Consider the following 20,693-nt stretch of genomic DNA (forward strand, 5'->3'; position numbering starts at 1 on the left):
CAAGGGGGAGGGTGCGGGCCATGGTGGCTGGGCGTCACATCAGGTTGACCGCGGTGCTGGTGACGGTGGTGTTCGCGCTGACGGGCTTCTCGTCCAGCGGCGGCAGCGGCGGCAGCAGCGGCGGGAAGAGCTCGGGCAAGAGCAAGAGCAGCAGCAGCGGCGGCGGCTGCTCCAGCTCCAAGAGCAAGAAGAAGAGCAGCGGCTCGAGCGGCAGTACGGCGTCCGCGTCGGCCGCGCCGTCCGCGAGCGCGACCGGCGACCCGGCCACCGTCGTGGTGGTCACCTGCACCGGTTCCGCCACGCCGGTCACCACCCTCCGGTTCACCTCGCGACTCGACCGCAGGGCGACCTTCGAGGTCGACCTCCACCGGGAGGGCGCGGCCGGAGCCCGCGTCGAGTCCACGGTCGTCCGGGTGGACCTGGGGGCGCGCGAGACCCGTACGGTCGATGTCGCCCTCGACGACCCCTCGCGCGCCGCCGAGGTCAAAAACTGCCGCCTCGGCAAGCCCGCCACCAGCGGCTCCACCGCGAGCGCGACACCGAAGGCCACCACCGGACCGACGTCCGGCACGACCTCCGGACCGACGTCCGGTCCGACCTCCGGCAGCTCCAAGAGCACGCCCGCGCCCAAGTCGAGCAAGTCCCGCAAGCCCCGCTGACGGGGCGCGTCAGCGCAGCCTGAACTCCGTCCCCGGCGGCCGGGCCGAGAACAGGTCCGCCTGCCGCTGCGCCGGCAGGTTCCCCAGGGCGATCAGCGCCGGGGCCTGCGCCAGGGCCTGCTGGAGGGCGGCCTGCTTCGCCGACCACAGGGCCCGTACGGTGCCCTGCACGGCCTCCGTCGGGAAGCCGGCCAGGGTCCCGGCCGCGCGCAGGGCCGCCGGGAGCAGCCCGTCGGGCTCGGCCAGCTCGGAGACCAGGCCGATCTCGTACGCCCGTTGTGCGGAGAGCCGTTCCGCCGTGCCCATCAGGGACATCCGGGCGGCCTCCCCGAAGGGCATCCGCTGTGCCATGTACACGGCCTCGTAGGCGCTGACCATGCCGTAGGAGGTGTGCGGGTCGAAGTAGGCGGCCGTGGTCGAGGAGATGATGAACTCCGCCTCGCCCAGCAGGTAGAACGCCCCGCCGCAGGCCATGCCGTTGACCGCGGCGATCACCGGCTTCCACAGGTCGTTCGCCTTCGGGCCGATGGAGACCAGCGGATCGTCGACCGAGTACGGGGACCCCGGCTGCGGCACCCGCGCCGCCCGGTCGATGCCCGTGCAGAAGGCGGCCGTCCCGGCGCCCGTCAGGACGACGGCCCGCACCTCGTCCTCGAAGCGGAACTGCCGCCACACCTCGGCCAGCGCCGCGGCCGTCTCCAGGTCGACGGCGTTGTGCCGGCGCTCCCGGTCCAGGGTGACGACCGCGACCCCGGCCGCCTTGTCCCGCTCCACCCGCAGCGTCACGACTTCTCCAGGATCCAGCGCGGCACCGCCATGCCGCCCGTCTCGGTGAACACCACCTGTACCCGAGCGCCGATCCGCAGCCGGGCCGGGTCCATCGAGTTCAGCGGGGCGTCGGCGGAGGTCACCAGGTTTCCGGCCAGCCGGATGTGCGGGGCGTCGGCGAGCTCCACGAGGATCACGTTGTACGGGGCCTGCTCGGCGTAGGCGGGCAGCAGCGGCGGATGCGGCTGGACGTAGGACCAGATGCGGCCGCGGCCGCTCGTCAGGCGCCACTCGGAGTCGAAGGACTGGCAGTGCGGGCAGCAGGGGCGCGGCGGGAAGCGGAGTCTGCCGCAGGCCGTGCAGGCCTGGACGCGCAGTTCGCCGCGGGCGGCGTACTCCCAGAAGGGGGCGCCGTCCGCGTCGGGGACGGGGAGCAGGAGCGATTCCTCGGTGGTGGTCATGGCGTGGCCCTCCTCGGAGCTCAGGCGCGCAGCAGGATCGCGGACGTCGGGACGCCCTCGCCCGCCGTCACCAGGCAGGTCGCGGCGTCCGGCACCTGGGCGGTGGAGATGCCGCGCAGCTGCTTGACGCCCTCGTTGATCAGGTTGAAGCCGTGCACGTAGGCCTCGCTGAGCCCGCCGCCCCCGGTGTTGATCGGGAGCCGGCCGCCCATCTCCAGGGCCCCGCCCTCGGTGAAGGCGGCGCCCTCGCCGCGTCCGCAGAAGCCGTAGCCCTCCAGCGAGAGCGGGATCAGCGGGGTGAAGGCGTCGTAGATCTGGGCGACGTCCACGTCCTCGGGCCCGAAGTCGGCCTGCTTCCACAGGTGCCGGGCGGCCGTCCAGGCCGGTCCGGACAGCGGGTCGTCGTTCCAGTAGTTGACCATGCCGTGGTGCTGGGCGGGCAGGCCCTGGGCGACGGAGTGCACGTAGACGGGCTTCTGGCGGCAGTCCCGGGCCCGTTCGGCGGAGACGATCACGCAGGCCAGCGCGCCGTCGGTCTCCAGGCAGTTGTCGAAGAGGCAGAGCGGGTCGCTGATCATGCGGGAGGTCATGTACATCTCGCGGGTCAGCGGGCGCTCGTACATCATCGCGGCCGGGTTCTCGTTGGCCCGGTTGCGGCAGGCCATCGCGACGTTGAAGAGGTGGTCGCGGGTGGCGCCGTACTCGTGCATGTAGCGGCGGGCCAGCATGCCGATCTCGTCGGCCGGGCGCAGCAGCCCGAAGGGGCGGGTCCACTGGCCGGGGGTGGGCAGCTGGACCGCGGTGTTCTTCCAGGGCCGGGGGCCGGAGCCGCGTTTGCGCGAGCGCCAGGCGACCCCGACGGTGGCCTGGCCGGTGGCCACGGCGGAGGCCAGGTGGCCGACGGTGGCGCAGGAACCGCCGCCGCCGTAGCCGACCTTGGAGAAGAAGGTGACGTCGCCGGCGCCGATGGCCTTGGCGACCTCGACCTCGTCGGTCTCCTCCATGGTGTACGAGGCGAAGGCGTCCACCTCGGCGGGATCTATGCCCGCGTCGGACAGGGCTGCCAGAATGGCCCGGCATGCCAATTCCTTCTCGGACTGGGGCAGTTGTCTGGCAAATGCGGTCTGACCGATGCCGACTATCGCCGTCGCGTCCTTGAGCGTTGCCGCCATCGCCACCTCCGGAGGTGTATCAGTACTGACAGCCGCGAAGGCTACAGCTAATCTGACGGATAGTCAGCTACTGGGATCGCAGGGAGGGGCGTGCGATGTACGAGGGCGTGTACGAGGGCGTGGGCGCGAGCGGATCGGCGGACGGCCAGGAGCGGGCGGCGCGGGCGGCGGGGGAGGCGCGGGAGGCGGACACCGACCCGCGCGGGGACCTGCGGTGGGGGAGCATCGCCGGCCTCGTGCGCGACTCCGCCGTGCGGTACGCCGACCGGGAGGCCGTCGTCGACGGCCGGGTCCGCGTCGACTACGCCCAGCTCGGCGAGCGCGTCGAACGGGCCGCGGCCGCCTGTATCGCCGCCGGGGTCGAACCGGGCGACCGGGTCGCCGTCTGGGCCCCCAACACCCTGGAGTGGATCGTCTCCGCGCTCGGCGCCGTCTCCGCGGGCGCGGTGCTCGTCCCCCTCAACACCCGCTTCAAGGGCAACGAGGCCGCGTACGTCCTGCGGCGCAGCCGCGCCCGGCTGCTCTTCGTCACCGGCACCTTCCTCGGCACCTCGTACGTCGCCTCCCTGCGCCGCGCGGCGGCCGACGGCCCCGGCACGGGCCCGCTGCCCGGGCTGCCGCACCTGGAGCAGGTCGTCGTGCTCGCCGAGGACGCCCCCGAATCGTTCCGCACCTGGAAGGACTTCCTGGCGGGCGGGGACTCCGTACCGGCCGGCGCCGTCCGCGAGCGCGCCGAGGCCATCCCCGCGGACGCCCCCTCCGACATCATCTACACCTCCGGCACCACCGGCAGCCCCAAGGGCGCCGTCATCACCCACGCCCAGTCCCTGCGCTGCTACGCCGTGTGGAGCGAGCTCGCCGGACTGCGCGAGGGCGACCGCTACCTGATCGTGAACCCCTTCTTCCACACCTTCGGCTACAAGGCCGGCATCATCGCCTGCCTGATGCGCGGGGCCACGATGGTCCCGCAGCCCGTCTTCAACGTGGACACCGTCCTCGCCAACATCGCCGCCGAGCGGATCTCCGTGCTCCCCGGCCCGCCCACCCTCTACCAGTCCCTCCTCGACCACCCCCAGCGCGCCCACCACGACCTGTCCGCCCTGCGCCTGGTCGTCACCGGCGCGGCCGTCGTCCCGCTCCAGCTGGTCGAGCGGCTCCGCGGCGAACTGCACATCGGCACGGTCCTCACCGCCTACGGCCTCTCCGAGTCCAGCGGCATCGTCACCATGTGCCGCCGCGGCGACCCGGCCCGGACCATCGCCGAGACCTCGGGCCGGGCCATCCCGGACACCGAGGTGATGATCCGGGACGCGGAGGGGCGGGCCCTGCCCGCCGGCCAGGTCGGCGAGATCGCGGTGCGCGGCCACCACGTCATGCGGGGGTACTTCGAGGACCCCCACGAGACGGCCAAGGCCATCACCCCGGAGGGCTGGCTGCTCACCGGCGACGTCGGGTTCACGGACGAGGACGGCAACCTGCGCATCACCGACCGGATCAAGGACATGTTCATCGTCGGCGGCTTCAACGCCTACCCCGCCGAGATCGAGCAGCTCCTCGGCCTGCACCCGGACGTCGCCGACGTCGCGGTGGTCGGCGTCCCGGACCCGCGGCTCGGCGAGGTCGGCAAGGCGTACGCGGTCCGCCGCCCCGGCTCCACCCTCACCGCCGACGACCTGATCGCCTGGTCCCGCCGCGAGATGGCCAACTACAAGGTCCCGCGCGCCGTGGAGTTCGTGACGGAACTCCCCCGCAACGCGAGCGGCAAGATCCTCAAACGCGAACTGCGGGCCCGCTAGCCGTCGGCCCTATATGGATTTCTGTATACTTGGCGGGTGGGTGATCCGTGGTGGATTGAAATCGAACCAGAGGTCCAGCAGTGGCTGGAGCTCCTGACGGACGCGCACTACGACAAAGCCGAACGCGCTGCTGACATGCTCGCGGCCCAGCCCACGACGTTGGGAGAGCCGTACTCCCGTCACCTTGGCGGCAAGGTTCGGGAGCTGCGGTTCACCATGGACGGCAATGCCGTCCGCATCACGTACTGGCTTGCTCCCGGAAGGCGCATCGTGCTGCTCACGGTGTTTCGCAAGACCCGGCAGCGCGAGGACGCCGAAGTCGAGCGGGCCCAGCAGGCGCAGAAGGCTTGCGAGGCGGGCCACGGCCCGGCTGAGCACAACTACGACAGGAGAGGGGAGAACCTGTGAACCACGCCGACTGGAAGACGCGCCGGACCAGGAAACTGCTGGGCGAGGCAGTCGAGGAATCCCCCGCCTACGTCGAAGCCGGATACGCCTTCGCGCTGGGGCAGGCGGTCTACGACCGGCGCACTTCGCTGGGGCTGTCCCAGGCCGACCTGGCGCGCCATGCCGGAATGACCCAGCCGCAGATCTCCAACATCGAGGGCGGTGATTCCGTGCCGACGCTGCCGCTGCTCACCCGCCTTGCCAAGGCTCTCGACGCCTCCCTGACGATCGACCTCGATGGTGACAGGTCGGCTTTCGTCTTCACTCCGCACGATCGCCGGCCGTCGGATGAAATGCCGGACGGACGTCACTCGGCGGCATGAGTCATCGCCGGGCCAGGACCAGCCGCCAGTTCGGGGCGCCCGACGGCTGCCGGCCGAAGTGGGCCAGCGGGACCGTCTCCACCGTGAAGCCGGCCGCCCGGAGGTCGGCGCGGACGCCGCTCAGGGGGAAGGTCCGGTAGTACATGACGAAGGGCGGGCGCCACACCGCGTTGCGCACCCGCATCACCGCGTCGAAGCCCGCCACCGCCCACCACAGCGGGTGGCTCGGCGGGATCGGCGCGCCGATCGGGAAGGCGAAGAGGCCGCCCCCGCGCAGCGCCGCGTGCACCCCGGCGAAGAGGGCGGGGCGTTCCGACGGCAGGAAGTGGCCGAAGGCTCCGAAGCTGACGGCCAGGTCGTAGGAGTCCGCGAGTGCGGGCGGCAGGGCCCGCGCGTCGGCCCGTACGAAGTCCACGCGCGGGTCCGGATGCGCCCGCCGGGCCCCGGCCAGCATGCCCGCGCTCAGGTCCACCCCCGTCACGCGGTCCCGGCACAGCCGCCGCAGCATGCCCGTCCCGGCCCCCGTGCCGCAGCAGACGTCCAGCCCGGCACCGAAGGAGCCCTCCCGCTGGGCCAGGGTCTCCTCGACGGCGTCGAGCATCCGGTCCGGGGTGCGGAAGGGCGTGTGGTCGAACTTCGGCGCGAGCAGGTCGTAGCCCCGCTCGACCGAGGAGAGGCCCTGCACGGCGAGTTCGCGGACGCTCGGCCCGTGGCTGGTGAACACGCCCCCAGGGTAGTGCCGTGACCGCATCCGGACGCGGGCATGCGACGGCGGTCGCGGTGGCTCCCCCTCCGGGCCACCGCGACCGCCGTCCCCCCGTGCTCCCCCGTGCTCCCCCGTACGTCCCCCCGTACGTCCCCCCGTACGTTTCCCCCGTACGTTCGTGGTGCTGCGTGCGGCCGTGCGTGCTTGCTTGCTACGGGCGCGGACCGGACGCGTGGTTGTCCATCGTCTGGAGCTCCTCGCCCGACGCGTGGTTGTCGAGGGGCTTGACCTCGATCCCCGAAGCGTGGTTGTCGAGAGTCTCGATTTCGACGCCCGAGGCGTGGTTGTCGAGCGGCTTGATGTCGCCGTCGTTCGGCAGGATGTTCTCGTTCGTCGTCATCGAATCTCCTGATGGATGGGTAGGGCCCGCTCGGCGATTCCCCCGCGGACCGCCGAACGGGTGGTCCTCCAACCGACCCGGTTGCCCCCCGACGCGCCGGGTCGATGCACTAATAGTGGCGCGAGGCGATAAACGAACGATGAACGCCTCGTTCATCGGACGTCACTGCAGGTCACCGCCGTCATGCCGCGATCTCGGACGCCAGCAGCGCCCGCACCTCGGCCAGTTCGGCCGAACCCAGCTGTGCGAACACCGCCTCCGCGTCCCGCCAGCACGCCCGCGCCCGGTCCGTCTGGCCCAGCCGCCGCAGCGCCTTGCCCAGCACCGTCAGCACCGTCGCCCGCCGCCACTCGCCGCCGATCCCGCGCAGCGCGATCGCCTGTTCGGCGTGCGAGGCGGCCAAGGTCGGCCGGCGCGCCGCCAGATGGGCCTCGGCGAGCCGGTAGTGGGTCACGCCCTCCCACAGCGGCTGGCGGTTGACGTGGAACAGCGACAGCGCCTCCGTGAGCTGGGTCAGGGCCTCGCCGAGCCGCCCCGCCTGGGTGAGCGCGATGCCCAGCGCGTAGCGGCCGTTGGCCAGCCGCAGGGTCAGGCCCATCCGGTCGTAGATGGCGATGCCCTGCTGGGCGAGGTCTATGGCGCTGGTGAGGCGGCCCAGCTCCACGTGGATGCGGGAGAGGTTGCACAGGGCGCTCGCCTCGCCCACGTTGTTGGCGTCGGCCCGGAAGCCCTCGATGGCCTCCAGCAGGTAGCGCTCGCCGTCCGCGTGCCGGCCCTGGTAGAGGGCGATGATCCCGCGGTCGTTGGGCGCCCAGCAGCTGGGCAGCGGGTCGCCGGCCTCGCGGGCCAGCGCCGTGGCCTGCCGGGCCTCGTCGTCCGCCTCGGCGAACCGGCCCGCGACCAGGTGCACATTGGTGAGCGTGGTCCGCGCCCGGCCCTCCGCGTACGGGTCCTTGGCGGCCTGGGCGGCGTCGCGCAGCGCCACGGCGGCCGACTCGTACTGCTTGGAGTTGGCCCCCGACTCGGCGAGGTCCTTCGCCGCCCACAGCAGGTCCACGGCCCGCCGCAGGACGAGCGTCTCGCCGCCCCGTACGGACGCCTGCCGTACGCACGCCAGCAGCGGGTCGGCCTCGGCGTAGAGCCAGTCCAGGGCGGCGCGCGGCTCGCCGAAGACGAGCCCGGGGTAGTGGGTGTCGGACAGGTGGGCCGGGAGCCGGTCGCCGGGGCGTTCCAGGGCGTAGACCCCGGACGCGGTGGCCAGGTAGAAGTCCAGGAGCCGGTCCAGGGCGGCTTCGCGACTGCTCGGCGGCTGCTCGTCGCGTTCGGCGCAGGCGCGCGCGTAGAGGCGTACGAGGTCGTGGAAGCGGTAGCGGCCGGGGGCGGCCGATTCGAGGAGCGAGCAGTCCACTAAGGCTTCGAGGAGGTCCTCGGTGTCGTGCTCGGGCAGGTCCAGCACGGCGGCCGCCGCCGACAGGGAGATGTCGGGGCCGTCGGCGAGGCCGAGGAGGCGGAACGCGCGCTGCTGGGCCGGCTCGAGCTGGCCGTAGCCCAGCTCGAAGGTGGCCTTGACGGCGAGGTCGCCCGCCTGGAGCTCGTCGAGTCGCCGGCGCTCGTCGGCCAGCTTGGCGGCGAGGACGGAGACGGTCCAGGTGCGGCGGGCCGCGAGCCGGGAGGCGGCGATGCGGATGGCGAGCGGCAGGAAGCCGCAGGCGCCGACCACGTCGAGGGCGGCCTGGCGTTCGGCGCGCACCCGCTCCTCGCCGACGATCCGGGTGAAGAGCTGGAGGGCCTCCTCGGGGCTCATCACGTCGAGGTCGACGAGATGGGCCCCGGCGAGGCCCGCCATGCGGACCCGGCTGGTGACCAGGGCGGCGCAGCCCGCGGTGCCCGGCAGCAGCGGCCGGACCTGGGCGGCGTCGCGGGCGTTGTCGAGCAGGACCAGGACGCGGCGGCCGTCGAGGGTGGAGCGGTAGAGCGCGGCCCGGTCGGCGGGGGAGTCGGGGATGAGGGTGTCGGGGGTGCCCAGCGCCCGCAGGAAGGAGCCGAGGACGGCCTCGGGTTCGGCGGGGCGCGGCTCGGTGCCCTGGAGGTCCACGTACAGCTGCCCGTCCGGGAAGTGCCGGCGGGCGGCGTGCGCGACGTGCACGGCGAGGGTGGTCTTGCCGACGCCGCCGATCCCTGCGAGCGCGGACACGGCCATGACCTGGCCCTCGGCGCCGCCGGAGAGGATGCTGCCGAGCTCGTCGACGAAGCTGGTGCGGCCCGTGAAGTCGGGGACGGTCGCGGGCAATTGGGCGGGCCTTACGTGAACGGTCGCGGCGGCCGGGGCCGGGTCCTCGGCGCGGGCGAGGTCGGCGTCGGCGTTCAGGATGCGCTGCTGGAGGGCGGCGAGTTCGGGGCGCGGGTCGACGCCGAGTTCGCCGGCGAGGAGCCGGCGGGTGTCGGCGTAGACGGCGAGGGCCTCGGCCTGACGGCCGCTGCGGTAGAGGGCGAGCATGAGCAGCTCGCGCAGGCGTTCGCGCAGCGGGTGGGCCGCGGTGAGGGCGGTCAGCTCGGAGACGGCCTCGGCGTGGTGGCCGACCTCCAGGTCGAGGTCGAGGCGGGTCTCCACCAGCTGGAGGCGCCATTCGGCGAGCCGGGTGCGCTCGGTCTCGGCGGCGGGGCCGGGGACCCCGGCGAGGGGTTCGCCGTCCCACAGGTCCAGGGCGCGGGCCAGCAGCGTACGGGCCAGGGCCCGGTCGCCGGCTTCGCGGGCGGTCTCGGCGTCGGCGGCCAGGCTGCGGGCGACGCCGAGGTCGAGGGTGGCGGTGGAGCGCAGCCGGATGGCGTATCCGCCGGCGTCGGAGACGAGCAGGCCGGGGTCGAGGACCTTGCGCAGCCGGGAGGCGTAGGTCCGGATGGTGGCGAGGGCCTGCTGCGGCGGGTCCTCGCCCCAGATGGCGTCGATCAGCTCGGGCGCGGTGGCGGTCCGCCCGTCGCGCAGCAGCAGCGTGGCGAGCAGGGCGCGCTGCTGGGGCGTGCCGGAGGGCAGTACGTCGCCGCCGCGCCAGGCCCGGATGGGCCCGAGCACGGCGAACCGGGACTCGCCGCCGACCGCGGCGACCGCGCCGACCGCGGCGACCGCGCCGGCCGCGCCGGCCTGGGCCGCGGTGCCGTTCACGGGCGCGGGGCCGGAGTTGCGGCCGTGGCCGTGGCCGTGGCCGGAGCCGGAGCCGGAGCCGGAGCCGGAGTCGCGGCCGGAGCCGGAGCCGGAGCCGGAGTCGCGGCCGGAGCCGGAGCCGGAGTTGGGGCCGGAGCCGGGGCCGTGGCCGGCGATGGGTTGGGGTGCGGTGGTGGCCGCAAGGGACTCGGGGTGCTTCCGCGGCTGCGGGATGGCCGGTTCGCCGTCCATCTGTCGTCCCCCTGCCTTCCGTCGTTGTAAGGGTCAGTCTGCCCTGTCTTGCGCGTACACGTCAGCCCGTCCCGGACCGAGTCGTTCCTGATCCGGTCCTGATCCGGTCCTGATGGAGGCCCGATCGGCGCGCAACTAGCTGACGGTTCGTCAGATCGGCGCTACCGTATCGGGTATGGAGACCTTCCCGAAGATCATCTCGGTGGACGACCACACGGTGGAGCCCCCCCATGTCTGGCGGGACCGCCTCCCGTCCAAGTACAAGGACACCGGCCCCCGCGTCGTCCGCGCCCCCTTGAAGGAAATGACCTTCCTGGGCGGCAAGTTCGCCCCCGTGATGGGGGCCAAGGGCGACGACGGCCCGATCGGCGACTGGTGGGTGTACGAGGACCTGCACCGGCCGCTCACCCGTCTCGACACGGCCGTCGGGTACGACCGCGACGAGATCAAACTGGAAGTCATCACCTACGAGCAGATGCGCCCGGGGTCCTTCTCGGTTCCCGAACGCCTCGCGGACATGGACGTCAACCACGTCCAGTCCGCCCTCTGCTTCCCGACCTTCCCCCGTTTCTGCGGCCAGACCTTCACCGAGGCCTCCGACCGCGAGCTGGGGCTGCTCGGCGTACGGGCGTACAACGACTGGATGGTGGAGGAGTGGTGCGGCCCCGACGCCCGCGGCCGGCTCATCCCGCTCACCCTCATCCCACTGTGGGACGCCGACCTCGCGGCCGCCGAGGTCCGCCGCAACGCCGCACGCGGCGTCCGCGCGGTCGCCTTCTCGGAGATACCCCCGCACCTGGGCCTCCCGTCCATCCACACGGACTACTGGGACCCCTTCCTCCGGGCCTGCGACGAGACCGGCACGGTCATCGCCATGCACATCGGCTCGTCGAGCCGCATGCCGTCCACCTCCGCGGACGCCCCGCCGGCGGTCGGCTCCACCATCACCTTCGCCAACTGCTGCTTCTCGATGGTCGACTGGCTGATGAGCGGCAAGTTCGAGCGCTTCCCCAACCTGAGGATCATGTACGCGGAGGGCCAGATCGGCTGGATCCCGTACATCCTGGAGCGCGCGAACGTGGTCTGGGAGGAGAACCGCGGCTGGGGCGGCGTCGCCGACAAGGTCCACCGCCCGCCGTCCGAGCTCTTCGCCGAGCACGTCTTCGGCTGCTTCTTCGACGACGCCTTCGGCCTGAAGAACCTGGACTCGATCGGCGCGGCCAACGTCCTCTACGAGACGGACTACCCGCACTCCGACTCCACCTGGCCCAAGTCCCGCGAGGTCGGCGAGGCCCAGATGGGCCACCTCGCACCGGACGTCGTCGACCGCATCGTCCGCGGCAACGCCATCGGCCTGCTGGGGCTGACCGAGGACGGCCTCTGGGCGGGCCCGGGCGCCTGACCGGCCTCCCGGGACGGCCTTCAGGGGCTCAGGAGGGCCGCTTCGCCTTCAGGGGGTGGTCCGGGGCGAGGAGCGCGGCGATGCGCTCCGCCACGACCTCGGCCTGATTGCCCTCGGGGGTCTTGGGCCCCTTGGTCGCGCTGACCGCGATGGCCAGCTTCTCCGCCGGGAGGTAGGCCTGGATCGCCGCGTAGCCGGAGAACGACGGATTCTGCTCGATCCAGCCGTTGACGACGATCACCCCGAAGCCGAAGTGCGCGGCCTCCGTGTTCTTCAGGCACACGGTGGCCGGGCACCCGCCCGTCGGGGTGCCCAGCCCCACCGTGCCCGGGTTCAGCTGGGTCCTGAACGCCTCCGCGGACAGCAGCTCGCCGGTGCCGATGGCGCGGGCGGAGCGTTCCAGGTCGCAGATGTCGGTGGTGAGGACCGCGCCCGGGGCGGTGGTCCAGGACGGGTTCCAGTAGCTGGACTCCTCGTAGATGCCGCGTTCCGAGGTGAAGGAGTGCAGCGCGGGAACGGGTATCTCCGGCGTGGCGCCGTTGGCGGTCTGCCCCAGCCCCAGCGGCTCCATCACCCGCTCTTCGAGCAGCCGCTCCAGCGAGACACCGCTGATCTTCTCCAGCGCGGCGCCCAGCAGCTGGAAGTTGGCGTGCGAGTAGCTGAAGTTGGTGCCCGGCTCGTACCAGAGCGGATGGGCCGCGGCGATGCCGATGACCTCCGCGGGCGTCCAGTGCCGGAAGGGCGCCGCCTCGAGCTCGGCGAGGAACTTCGGGTCCGTCACGTAGTCGTGCAGACCCGAAGTCGAGCTGCCGAGCTGGCGCAGGGTGATCTCCTCGGCGTGCGGGGCGTCCGGCAGCCAGCGGGAGAGCGGGTCGTCGAGGCTCGCCCTGCCCTCGTCGGCGAGCTGGAGCAGCACGGTCGTCATGTACGCGATCGCCACGGAGCCCGACCGGAAGTGCATCGCCGGGTCGGCGGGGACGCCCGTCACGGACTCGCCGAGCGCGGCCGTGACGAGCTCCTTGCCGTCCTCGGAGACCCGGAGGATCAAGGAGTTCAGACCCAGCTCCCGCTTGGCCCGCTCCGCGACGCCGAGCACCTCGCCGGCCTGCCCCTGCGCGGGCCCCGGCGTGCGGACGCAAGCCTGCGGCGCGGCGGCCGCCGCTGCCCCTGCCCCTGCCCCTGCCCCTGCGGGGAGCGTGGCCGCCACCAGCCCGGCGATGCAGAGCAGTACCGTACGAGTCCGCCTCACCCCACCATGATGGCCGGGTACGCGGCCCCGCGCGCGGCGGACCGGATCAGCGGACCGCGGTGACCCCGCCGAGGAAAGCGGCCCAGCTCGCGGGGGCCACGGCCAGCTCGGGACCGGCGGTGACCTTGGAGTCCCGGACGTGGACGGTGTGGGGGCAGGCGGCGACCTCTACGCACTGCCCGCCTTCGCCGCTGCTGTGGCTCGACTTGTGCCAGGCGAGCGCGACCTCGACGCACTCGCCGCCCTCGCCGTCGCTGTAACTGCTCTTGAACCAGGCTAGGCCGGTGGTCTTCATCTGACGTCTCCCAGCGTTTTCTCGATCAAGGCGAGGGACTCGTGGGGCGCGAGTGCCTGTGCCCGGATGATCCCACAGCGTTCGGCCATGATCCGTACCTGATCGGGGTCGGTGATCAGATGGGGGCGGCCGTAGGCCTCGTGGTAGGCGATCTGCTGGCGGCCCTTGGGGTGGAGCAGGGTGAACGAGCCTCCCATGGCGGTGTGTGCGCCGCGGCTGTACGGCATCACCTGGAGCTCCACCGTACGCAACCCCCCAATGTGCAGAAAGCGTTGGAGCTGCTCACGATGGACGTCTGGGCCACCGACCTGCCGTTCCAGGAGGCTCTGGTCGAGGATGAAGCTGAAGGTAGGAGAGGGCCAGCGCTCAAAGATCTGCTGGCGGGACAGTCGGTCCTGGACCCGCTTCTCGATCGTCGCCTCGTCCGCAAAGGGCGGCGCTGGGTGAAGACCTCCCGTGCGTGACGTTCCGTCTGTAGGAGTCCTGGTACGCCCTGATGCGCGTACGCATGGACTGCTTGGGCGGCGGCCTCGGCCTCCGCGTAGCTCCGGAACCAGTCCGGGTGCCGGGTGCGCGCCTTCTTCAGGGCCTCCTTGACCTCCGGGATCGCCGCCCGAAGGACCCCTCGGGCCCCGAGCACCTTGTCGGCCCGTTCCAGCAGGTCCGGCTGCGGGGTCCGTACGCCCCGCTCAATGGCGCCGATCAGGTCCTCGCTGACGTTGAGTCGCGAGGCCAGTTCCTTCTGATGGAGGCCGGCCGCCTCCCGTAGTGCCTTGATCTGTTTGCCCAGGGCCCGGAACAGGTGGGCCGTGCCGTCCGCCTCCACCGGGCGTTCTGGTCGTTCCTCGCGGTCTGACAAGTCGTTCATCGGCTGAACCGCCTTCGTCCGTACAAGCCGTACACACAGACGTCGGCGTCCCTACAGCGAATCTGCGTCACGCCGCGACTACTGGAAAGCGTAGAGCGCGGTCGCCACGCTCGGTGAGGTGACGACTGAAAAGAGTGACATGGCACAGCGGTTCAGCTCCACGCGGCGAGGCGCCCGCCTCGCCCGGCGGCTCGCGCAGGCGCAGTTGGACATCTGGGGGATCCCCTATGGGTGCGCGCTGTCCGACGACGTCGGGCTCGTCGTCGGGGAGCTCGCCGCGAACGCCGTGCTGCACGGGCGGCTGCCCGGGCGGGACTTCGAGCTGCGGCTCGAGTACGGAGGCGGAAACGTGCGGGTGATGGTCAGCGACACCCGGAGCGAGGCGGGGCCGCCGGACGCGCCCGCGCCCGTCGATCCGTGGTCGGCGGAGGACGGGCGCGGGCTGCTGGTGGTGGCCGCCGTGGCCCGGGAGTGGGGTGTGGCGGCGCGGGGTCCGGGCAAGACGGTGTGGGCGGAGGTCGGGGACGCGCCGTCGGGCCGGCGCCGGGGAGGCGCCGGCCCGAACGGGGCGTCACGGGTGCCTCAGGAGGTGGGGTCGGCGCCCGTCCTCGGCGAGGTGGCGAGGGGGGTGTCCTCGAAGGGGTCGTCGACCGGGGGCCTGGGCTGAGTCGAGGGCTTCGGGTGGGCGGACGGCTTCGGGTGGGTCGACGGCTTCGGGTGCGGATGGGCGGACGGCTCGGACGGCTTGGCCGTCGGCTGCGCCGTCGGCTTGGCCGTCGGCTTCGGCTCGGGCTTGGACCCGCCCTTCGCGCGTTCGATCGTGAAGGCCTCGGTCGTCGCCGTGGGGACACCGGCGGCGTCGAGGCCGCCGAACGCGTACACGCAGTCCTGCTTCGTGTTCTTCGGGCACGGCGCCGCGGCCGCACCGAACTGCCGGTGCACCGTGGGCATCGACGGCAGGGTCACCCAGGCGTTGCTGACCGGGGTGTAGGCCTCGGCCGTGGTCAGGCCCGTGGTGCCGTTGAGTCCGCCCAGGACGTAGACGCAGCCGTCGGACATCCCGTCGGGGCAGGGGGCGGTGGCTGCGGACGCTTCGGTGCGAGCGGTCGGCATGTCGGGGATGTACTGCCACGCGTTGAGGATCGGGCTGTAGACCTCGACCGAAGCGAGCTCCGGGGTGCCGGTGGTCGCGCCGCCGATGGCGTACACGCACGTGCCCTTGAGGCCCAGGCCGCCGGGGCAGGGGGCGGCCGTGCCCGCGTGGTTGAAGCGGGCGGTCTGGAGCGGGGCGAGCGTGGCCCAGGTGTTGGTGGCCGGGCTGTACGCCTCCACGGTGGTTACGGGACCGTTTTCGTCGTTGCCGCCGAAGATGTACACGCACGTGCCGCGCAGCCCGAGGTCGTGGGGGCACGGGGCCGTGGCCGACGCTGCGTTCGAGCGCGGGCTCGTCAGGGAGCGGACGGTCAGCCAGGCGTTCGTCTCCACGCTGTACGCCTCGACGGTGTTCAGCAGCGCGAGGGCGAACAGCCCTCCGAGGGTGTACACGCAGTCGCCCCGCACCCCCTCCGGGCAGGGAGCCGTCGTGGTCGTCTGACCGACCCGGGGGGTCTTCACCGGGGGCAGCGTGACCCAGGTGCCCACGGAGGGGCTGTACGCCGTCAGGATGTCGCCGCCGCCTCCGCCGACTGCGTACACACAGGTGCCGCGGAGCCCGTCCGGGCAGTCCGCGGCGGCCCCGGTCACGCCGGTGCGGGCGGTCGGCAGCGGCGGGGCCGTGACCCACACCCCCTGCGCGGTCGCGGCGGTGGCCGACAGGGCCAGGAGCGGGGCCATGGCCAGGACGGCGAGCCGCCGCCAGCCCCGGGGTCGGGTGTGACTCACGTGCCTCATCGCTTACCTATCTCGCGTGGGATTCCGGCACTGTGAAATTACATATGGTCAGATCGATGTCGCTCGCTGTGACGGCTGAATGCCCTAACGGAGCTCGGACGGGTGGCCGCGGCCCCCGGGTCACTTCTTCTGGTTGTCCGCGACCAGCTGCTTGAAGGCGTCCGGGGTGATCGACTCGATGCCCTTGCCCGAGTTCAAGATGATCTTGTTGCCGTCGATGCGCACCGTCGGGGTGCCGTCGATGTTCTCGTCGTAGAAGGCCTGGCCGACCTTCTCCACCCACGGCATGTAGGTGAGCTCCTTGACGGCCTGGTTGAACGCGGGCGTCCGCAGGCCCGGCACCTGGTCCGCGAGCTCCAGCAGAGTGGCGGTGGAGCCGAACTTGTCGTCCGTCTCCTTCTCCGGGTGGTTCTTGAAGAGGACCTGGAGGTACTCCATGAACTTCTCGGGGCTCTCGTTCACCGCCGCGCCCAGGGCGTTGACGGCCCGCTTGGAGCCCTTGCCGCCGCCGAGGCTCTTGTCCAGGAAGGAGGCCATGCGGTATTCGACCCGGAAGGCGCCCGCGTCGGCCTGCTCCTTGATGGTGGCGCCCAGGCCCGTCTCGACTCCGGCGCAGAAGGGGCAGCGGGGGTCGAGCCAGACGGTCAGGACGTGCTGCGCGTCCGGCTTGCCGTACGGGATCACGATCCCGTCCTTGCCGGTGGTGTTCGCGGGCTGCACGAACGGCTTGCCCGCCGCCTCGCTGTCGCCGCCCGCACCGGAGGACTTCGACGCGAAGACGCCGATGCCGACCGCGAGGGCGAGCACGGCGGTTAGGGAGCCGCCGACGAGCAGCCGGCCCCGCAGCTTCGCGCGGCGCGCCTGCGCCTGACGTTCCGCGTGGAGCCGCTCGCGGGCTTCGCGGCGCTGGTCCTTCTTGGTGCTGGTGGCCATAAACGTCAGGATAAGGAGCGGAAGTGGGCCAAATCAGGGGTCATATGTCCAATACGGGCACGGACTTAGGTCCTGCGTGCGATCCGTCATGAGACCGCGGTGAAGGCGAGACGAATGGTCCGTCACATCTACCGGGGCGACGGCGAGTCTCCTGCGAATACCTGATAGACAGTGGATATTCACGGCCCGACCGGCCGTACACCCATGACGGCTCCTGGGGGGATCGCCGCACTGTGAAGCCGCTTCACCGTCACCTCGTCAACACCTCGCGCAAGGTCCTGTGCACCGCCGCACTCGCGGCCAGCCTGACCACCGCCGCGGTCGTGACCAACCCGTCGACCGCCGACGCGGGGGAGTCCGAGCCGACTCCCGACAGTCCGCAGGCCACCGACCGCGGTGACGCCCGTCTCGACCTGCCCGACATCGTCGCCAACCCGCAGCCGGCCGCCGGCGGGACCGTGCCCGAGGGGGCCAGCGGCATACCCGCGACCGCCCTCGACGCCTACCGGCGGGCCGAAGTGGCCGTGTCCGCGGCGCTCCCCGGCTGCAACCTGCCCTGGCAGCTGCTCGCCGGCATCGGCCGGGTCGAGTCCGTGCACGCCTCGGGCTACGGGCTCAAGGCCGACGGCTACACCGAGAAGCCGATCCGCGGTCCCCGCCTCGACGGCAACGGCTTCGCGGAGATCCGCGACACCGACAAGGGCGAGTGGGACGCGGACACCGAGTACGACCGGGCCATCGGCCCGATGCAGTTCATCCCGTCGACCTGGGCCACGTGGGGCGCGGACGGCAACGGCGACGCCAAGCGCGACCCGAACAACATCTACGACGCGGCGCTGGGCGCGGGCCTCTACCTGTGCGCGGGCGACCGCGACCTCTCGGTGGCGGCCAAGCTCGACTCGGCGGTCCTCAGCTACAACAACTCCCGCGAGTACGTGAACACCGTGCTCGGCTTCATGCGGGAGTACCAGAACGGCGGCGTGGGCGAGGTCCCGAACCCGCCGGCCGGAAACTTCCCGATCGAGACGCCGGGCAGCACCCTGCCGACGCCGAACCCGGGCAAGACCACCCCGACGCCGACGCCGACCCCCACGCCGACCCCGACCCCGACCCCGACTCCCACCCCGACTCCGACGCCGACGCCCGAGAAGCCGAAGCCGCAGGCCCCGCACCTGACCGGGCTGTCGGTCGTCGGCAGTGCCGGGCTCACGGCCGAGGCGGGGGCGGCGTTCGCCGAGGTCCCGCGGGTCAAGGTGGTCCTCAGCGACGGCAAGCCCGCCGCCGGACAGCAGGTCGTCTTCGCGGTCGAGGCCGACACCACCGGCGGCACCGCCTTCCCGAAGGCCCCGACCGACTCGCTGGTGGTCGTGGCCGACGCCGAGGGCATCGCGGCCGCGCCCGGTCTCACGGCGGGCCCCCAGGGCGGCACGTTCACCCTGCGGGTCTCGGCCACCGACACCACGGGCCGGCTCCAGACCACCTTCGCCGGCACGGTCGCGGCGAAGCCGAAGCCGGTCGCCGACCTGCTGGCCCGCCCGGACGGGGCGAAGCCGCTGGAGGCCGTCGCAGGTACGGGCATCAAGGACATCACCGTCCTCGCCACGGCCGCGGGCAAGGCGGTGGAGGGCACCGAGGTCTTCGCCGAGCTGGTGGTGAAGGACGCGGACGGAGCGTGGGTCCCGGTGGACCCGGCGGCCGGGAAGGGCCCGTACTTCAAGGACGAGGCCGGCGAGAAGATCTTCAGGCTCCCGCTGCTCAAGTCGGGCGCCGACGGCAAGATCGTCCTGCCGGAGCTGTTCACGGACGCGGAGCTGGCCCCGGGCACGTACACCCTCCGCCTGACCACCCCCCAGAAGGTAACCCTCCTCCTGGACCTCAAGATCACGGCCCCGACCCCGACCCCGGCCCCGAAGCCGTAGCCCCCGGGCCCCCGCGCCTCAATCGCCGGCGGGGCTGGTGGGTGCCGGGGCTCGGGCGCCGAGGGCCGCGGGGCCCCTCCGGGGTGTCTCCTCGGCTCGCGCACGAAGCCGTGGCTACGAAGGTCTCAGCCGCGGTTGCGCGCTCGTCCTGCGGGGACACCCCTGCACGGCCCCACACCCCTCGCCTCCCGAACCCCGGCGGGCGCGGCAGTCGTTTGCGGAGCCTGGGTGTGGGGTGGGGGCGCGCAGGAGGGTCCCCGCAGGACGAGCGCGCAACCCTGGTCCGGCGCTTCGCAGCCCCGGCTTGGTGCGCGAGCCGAGGAGACACTCCGGAGGGACCCCGCCCCACACCCCGCCAGGGCCGGCGGCAACCCGGGGCTCCACTGGCGCAGCCACGGCTTCGCGCGCGAGCCGAGGACACACAACCGCCACCCACCCCGCCAGGGCCGGCGGCAACCCGGGGCTCCACTGGCGCAGCCACGGCTTCGCGCGCGAGCCGAGGACACACAACCGCCACCCACCCCGGGAGGGAAAAGGCAGGAGCCCCGCCGCTCTGCACACGCAGAAGGGGACGGGGCTCCTTGGGTACTGCTTTTCCAACCGCGATTAAGGTTGGCCCAGGCGATTAGGCCGGGGTGACGTTCTCCGCCTGCGGGCCCTTCGGACCCTGCGTGACGTCGAAGTTCACCGTCTGGTTCTCCTCGAGGGAGCGGAAGCCAGAGGCGTTGATCGCGGAGTAGTGGACGAAGACATCCGGGCCGCCGCCGTCCTGGGCGATGAAGCCGAAGCCCTTTTCAGCGTTGAACCACTTCACGGTTCCGGTAGCCATGAGCCCTCCTATGGGCCAAAGGGTCGCCCTGCTCCAGAACCTGCTAAGAAGTCTGAAAACTACAAAAGCCTGCGGGTCACATTCTCCGCAGGCCTCGTACTGCAAGGGAAACCAAACTGCAACTTGCGTCGAGCCTAGCACGCACCCTGCGGCGGAGACCAGAGGGAAAGATCACGTCACCCGGACGTTTGAGACCCGCGGCGAGGCTGACGTGACCCCGGGGGCTAGTCTCGCGATGTGGACGTCTATCGCAGCCGGCCCCGCGTCGGCCACATCCAGTTCCTGAACTGCCTTCCCCTCTACTGGGGCCTGGCCAGAACCGGCACGCTGCTGGACCTGGAGCTGACCAAGGACACCCCCGAAAAGCTCAGCGAGCGCCTCGTGGCGGGCGAGCTCGACATCGCCCCGATCACCCTCGTGGAGTTCCTCCGCAACGCCGACCAGCTCGTCGCCTTCCCCGACCTCGCGGTCGGCTGCGACGGTCCCGTGATGTCCTGCGTGATCGTTTCGCAGGTCCCGCTGGAGCGGCTCGACGGAGCCCGCGTCGCCCTCGGCTCGACCTCCCGCACCTCCGTACGCCTCGCCCAGCTGCTGCTTTCCGAGCAGTACGGGGTCCGGCCCGACTACTACACCTGCCCGCCCGACCTGGGGGTGATGATGCAGGAGGCCGACGCGGCCGTGCTGATCGGCGACGCCGCGCTGCGCGCCTCGCTGCACGACGCCCCCCGGCTCGGCCTCACCGTGTACGACCTGGGGCAGATGTGGAAGGAGTGGACCGGGCTGCCGTTCGTCTTCGCCGTCTGGGCCGCCCGCAAGGACTACCTCGCCCGCGAGCCCGTCGTCGTGCGGAAGGTCCACGAGGCCTTCCTCGCCTCCCGCGACGTCTCCCTGGAGGAGGTCGCCAAGGTCGCCGAGCAGGCGGCCCGCTGGGAGGCCTTCGACGCGGAGCTGCTGGAGCGGTACTTCACCACGCTCGACTTCCGCTTCGGCCCGGAACAGATCGCCGGCGTAAGGGAATTCGCACGGCGTACCGGACCGACGACGGGGTATCCCGCGGAAGTGACCATGGAGCTCCTGACGGCGGCCGTCGCCGAACACTGATCGGGTTTGAGGTCCGGGAATGACGGATATGCCGTTTCCGGTGAATTCGGTTCCCCTTTCCATTCCCGTCACCCGCCGGGAATG

19 protein-coding genes and 2 pseudogenes are annotated in these 20,693 nt (G+C 72.1%); 8 read left to right on the forward strand and 13 right to left on the reverse strand.

Annotation, left to right across the window (positions count from 1 at the left end):
- Positions 1 to 34: 34 nt before the first annotated feature.
- On the reverse strand, positions 35 to 283 hold the full coding sequence (locus ACFWP3_RS23335; protein WP_384224249.1) for a hypothetical protein: 249 nt from the start codon (positions 281 to 283) through the stop codon (positions 35 to 37).
- On the opposite strand from ACFWP3_RS23335, the gene ACFWP3_RS23340 reads away from it, so the two are divergent.
- Positions 273 to 659 (forward strand): hypothetical protein, encoded by a 387-nt coding sequence (locus ACFWP3_RS23340; RefSeq protein WP_384224251.1) that lies wholly within the window; start codon positions 273 to 275, stop codon positions 657 to 659. The genes ACFWP3_RS23335 and ACFWP3_RS23340 overlap by 11 nt on opposite strands.
- 9 nt (positions 660 to 668) lie before the next feature.
- Here the strand turns inward: ACFWP3_RS23340 and ACFWP3_RS23345 are convergent, their stop codons facing one another.
- Genes ACFWP3_RS23345 through ACFWP3_RS23355 form a run of 3 tightly spaced genes read right to left on the reverse strand, consistent with a single transcriptional unit; the run spans position 669 to position 3,060 of the window.
- On the reverse strand, positions 669 to 1,445 hold the full coding sequence (locus ACFWP3_RS23345) for an enoyl-CoA hydratase/isomerase family protein (protein WP_384224254.1): 777 nt from the start codon (positions 1,443 to 1,445) through the stop codon (positions 669 to 671).
- Positions 1,442 to 1,888: a Zn-ribbon domain-containing OB-fold protein gene (locus ACFWP3_RS23350; protein WP_384224256.1), complete on the reverse strand. Its 447-nt coding sequence runs from the start codon at positions 1,886 to 1,888 to the stop codon at positions 1,442 to 1,444. Before ACFWP3_RS23350 ends, ACFWP3_RS23345 begins: the two co-directional genes overlap by 4 nt.
- 20 nt (positions 1,889 to 1,908) lie before the next feature.
- On the reverse strand, positions 1,909 to 3,060 hold the full coding sequence (locus tag ACFWP3_RS23355) for a lipid-transfer protein (protein WP_384224258.1): 1,152 nt from the start codon (positions 3,058 to 3,060) through the stop codon (positions 1,909 to 1,911).
- A 95-nt stretch (positions 3,061 to 3,155) separates the two neighbouring features.
- On the opposite strand from ACFWP3_RS23355, the gene ACFWP3_RS23360 reads away from it, so the two are divergent.
- Genes ACFWP3_RS23360 through ACFWP3_RS23370 form a run of 3 tightly spaced genes read left to right on the forward strand, consistent with a single transcriptional unit; the run spans position 3,156 to position 5,626 of the window.
- Positions 3,156 to 4,856, forward strand: a complete 1,701-nt coding sequence (locus ACFWP3_RS23360) for a FadD3 family acyl-CoA ligase (protein WP_384224261.1) — start codon at positions 3,156 to 3,158, stop codon at positions 4,854 to 4,856.
- A gap of 36 nt (positions 4,857 to 4,892) precedes the next feature.
- Positions 4,893 to 5,264 carry a type II toxin-antitoxin system RelE/ParE family toxin gene (locus ACFWP3_RS23365; protein WP_384224264.1) on the forward strand — a complete coding sequence of 124 codons (372 nt, stop codon included), beginning with the start codon at positions 4,893 to 4,895 and terminating at the stop codon, positions 5,262 to 5,264.
- Positions 5,261 to 5,626, forward strand: coding sequence for a helix-turn-helix domain-containing protein (locus ACFWP3_RS23370; protein WP_384224266.1), 366 nt, complete (start codon positions 5,261 to 5,263; stop codon positions 5,624 to 5,626). Before ACFWP3_RS23365 ends, ACFWP3_RS23370 begins: the two co-directional genes overlap by 4 nt.
- 1 nt (position 5,627) lies before the next feature.
- Here the strand turns inward: ACFWP3_RS23370 and ACFWP3_RS23375 are convergent, their stop codons facing one another.
- The 3 genes from ACFWP3_RS23375 to ACFWP3_RS23385 form a co-directional block, all read right to left on the reverse strand.
- A complete protein-coding gene (locus tag ACFWP3_RS23375; RefSeq protein ID WP_384224270.1) occupies positions 5,628 to 6,350 on the reverse strand; it encodes a class I SAM-dependent methyltransferase in 723 nt (240 codons plus the stop codon).
- A 193-nt stretch (positions 6,351 to 6,543) separates the two neighbouring features.
- Entirely contained in the window at positions 6,544 to 6,732 is a 189-nt protein-coding gene (locus ACFWP3_RS23380) for a hypothetical protein (RefSeq protein WP_069921437.1), read from the reverse strand.
- 181 nt (positions 6,733 to 6,913) lie between these two features.
- The gene (locus ACFWP3_RS23385) at positions 6,914 to 10,123 is read right to left on the reverse strand and encodes a BTAD domain-containing putative transcriptional regulator (RefSeq protein WP_384224274.1); all 3,210 of its coding nucleotides are present in this window, start codon (positions 10,121 to 10,123) and stop codon (positions 6,914 to 6,916) included.
- A gap of 175 nt (positions 10,124 to 10,298) precedes the next feature.
- On the opposite strand from ACFWP3_RS23385, the gene ACFWP3_RS23390 reads away from it, so the two are divergent.
- Positions 10,299 to 11,525, forward strand: coding sequence for an amidohydrolase family protein (locus tag ACFWP3_RS23390; protein WP_384224277.1), 1,227 nt, complete (start codon positions 10,299 to 10,301; stop codon positions 11,523 to 11,525).
- Positions 11,526 to 11,553: 28 nt separating this feature from the next.
- On the opposite strand, the gene ACFWP3_RS23395 is transcribed toward ACFWP3_RS23390, so the two are convergent.
- From ACFWP3_RS23395 to ACFWP3_RS23405, 3 genes and pseudogenes are all read right to left on the reverse strand, one after another.
- The gene (locus ACFWP3_RS23395; RefSeq protein ID WP_384224280.1) at positions 11,554 to 12,774 is read right to left on the reverse strand and encodes a serine hydrolase domain-containing protein; all 1,221 of its coding nucleotides are present in this window, start codon (positions 12,772 to 12,774) and stop codon (positions 11,554 to 11,556) included.
- A gap of 46 nt (positions 12,775 to 12,820) precedes the next feature.
- On the reverse strand, positions 12,821 to 13,069 hold the full coding sequence (locus ACFWP3_RS23400; RefSeq protein WP_384224283.1) for a DUF397 domain-containing protein: 249 nt from the start codon (positions 13,067 to 13,069) through the stop codon (positions 12,821 to 12,823).
- A pseudogene (locus tag ACFWP3_RS23405) lies at positions 13,066 to 13,937 on the reverse strand (Scr1 family TA system antitoxin-like transcriptional regulator). Before ACFWP3_RS23405 ends, ACFWP3_RS23400 begins: the two are co-directional and overlap by 4 nt.
- 139 nt (positions 13,938 to 14,076) lie before the next feature.
- Here ACFWP3_RS23405 and ACFWP3_RS23410 point away from each other — a divergent pair.
- Positions 14,077 to 14,454, forward strand: a pseudogene (locus ACFWP3_RS23410) (ATP-binding protein); the annotation flags it as partial.
- Between the two features lie 65 nt (positions 14,455 to 14,519).
- Here the strand turns inward: ACFWP3_RS23410 and ACFWP3_RS23415 are convergent.
- A complete protein-coding gene (locus ACFWP3_RS23415) occupies positions 14,520 to 15,818 on the reverse strand; it encodes a kelch repeat-containing protein (RefSeq protein ID WP_384224287.1) in 1,299 nt (432 codons plus the stop codon).
- 129 nt (positions 15,819 to 15,947) lie between these two features.
- Positions 15,948 to 16,760: a thioredoxin domain-containing protein gene (locus ACFWP3_RS23420; RefSeq protein ID WP_384224289.1), complete on the reverse strand. Its 813-nt coding sequence runs from the start codon at positions 16,758 to 16,760 to the stop codon at positions 15,948 to 15,950.
- 233 nt (positions 16,761 to 16,993) lie between these two features.
- Between ACFWP3_RS23420 and ACFWP3_RS23425 the strand changes: the two genes are divergently transcribed.
- Positions 16,994 to 18,679, forward strand: coding sequence for a hypothetical protein (locus ACFWP3_RS23425; RefSeq protein ID WP_384224292.1), 1,686 nt, complete (start codon positions 16,994 to 16,996; stop codon positions 18,677 to 18,679).
- Between the two features lie 625 nt (positions 18,680 to 19,304).
- On the opposite strand, the gene ACFWP3_RS23430 is transcribed toward ACFWP3_RS23425, so the two are convergent.
- Positions 19,305 to 19,508, reverse strand: a complete 204-nt coding sequence (locus ACFWP3_RS23430; protein ID WP_030012116.1) for a cold-shock protein — start codon at positions 19,506 to 19,508, stop codon at positions 19,305 to 19,307.
- A 237-nt stretch (positions 19,509 to 19,745) separates the two neighbouring features.
- On the opposite strand from ACFWP3_RS23430, the gene ACFWP3_RS23435 reads away from it, so the two are divergent.
- Positions 19,746 to 20,609, forward strand: coding sequence for a menaquinone biosynthetic enzyme MqnA/MqnD family protein (locus tag ACFWP3_RS23435; protein ID WP_384224295.1), 864 nt, complete (start codon positions 19,746 to 19,748; stop codon positions 20,607 to 20,609).
- Positions 20,610 to 20,693 lie beyond the last annotated feature (84 nt).

It is taken from the genome of Streptomyces sp. NPDC058525 (assembly GCF_042719495.1).
Lineage (GTDB): Bacteria > Actinomycetota > Actinomycetes > Streptomycetales > Streptomycetaceae > Streptomyces.

Bases quoted from the DNA above. Each gene is read 5' to 3' on its own strand.
- ACFWP3_RS23400 (WP_384224283.1), bottom strand. From the start codon at position 13,069: ATGAAGACCACCGGCCTAGCCTGGTTCAAGAGCAGTTACAGCGACGGC.
- ACFWP3_RS23380 (WP_069921437.1), bottom strand. From the start codon at position 6,732: ATGACGACGAACGAGAACATCCTGCCGAACGACGGCGACATCAAGCCG.
- ACFWP3_RS23420 (WP_384224289.1), bottom strand. From the start codon at position 16,760: ATGGCCACCAGCACCAAGAAGGACCAGCGCCGCGAAGCCCGCGAGCGG.
- ACFWP3_RS23360 (WP_384224261.1), top strand. From the start codon at position 3,156: ATGTACGAGGGCGTGTACGAGGGCGTGGGCGCGAGCGGATCGGCGGAC.
- ACFWP3_RS23430 (WP_030012116.1), bottom strand. From the start codon at position 19,508: ATGGCTACCGGAACCGTGAAGTGGTTCAACGCTGAAAAGGGCTTCGGC.
- ACFWP3_RS23385 (WP_384224274.1), bottom strand. From the start codon at position 10,123: ATGGACGGCGAACCGGCCATCCCGCAGCCGCGGAAGCACCCCGAGTCC.
- ACFWP3_RS23390 (WP_384224277.1), top strand. From the start codon at position 10,299: ATGGAGACCTTCCCGAAGATCATCTCGGTGGACGACCACACGGTGGAG.
- ACFWP3_RS23355 (WP_384224258.1), bottom strand. From the start codon at position 3,060: ATGGCGGCAACGCTCAAGGACGCGACGGCGATAGTCGGCATCGGTCAG.
- ACFWP3_RS23350 (WP_384224256.1), bottom strand. From the start codon at position 1,888: ATGACCACCACCGAGGAATCGCTCCTGCTCCCCGTCCCCGACGCGGAC.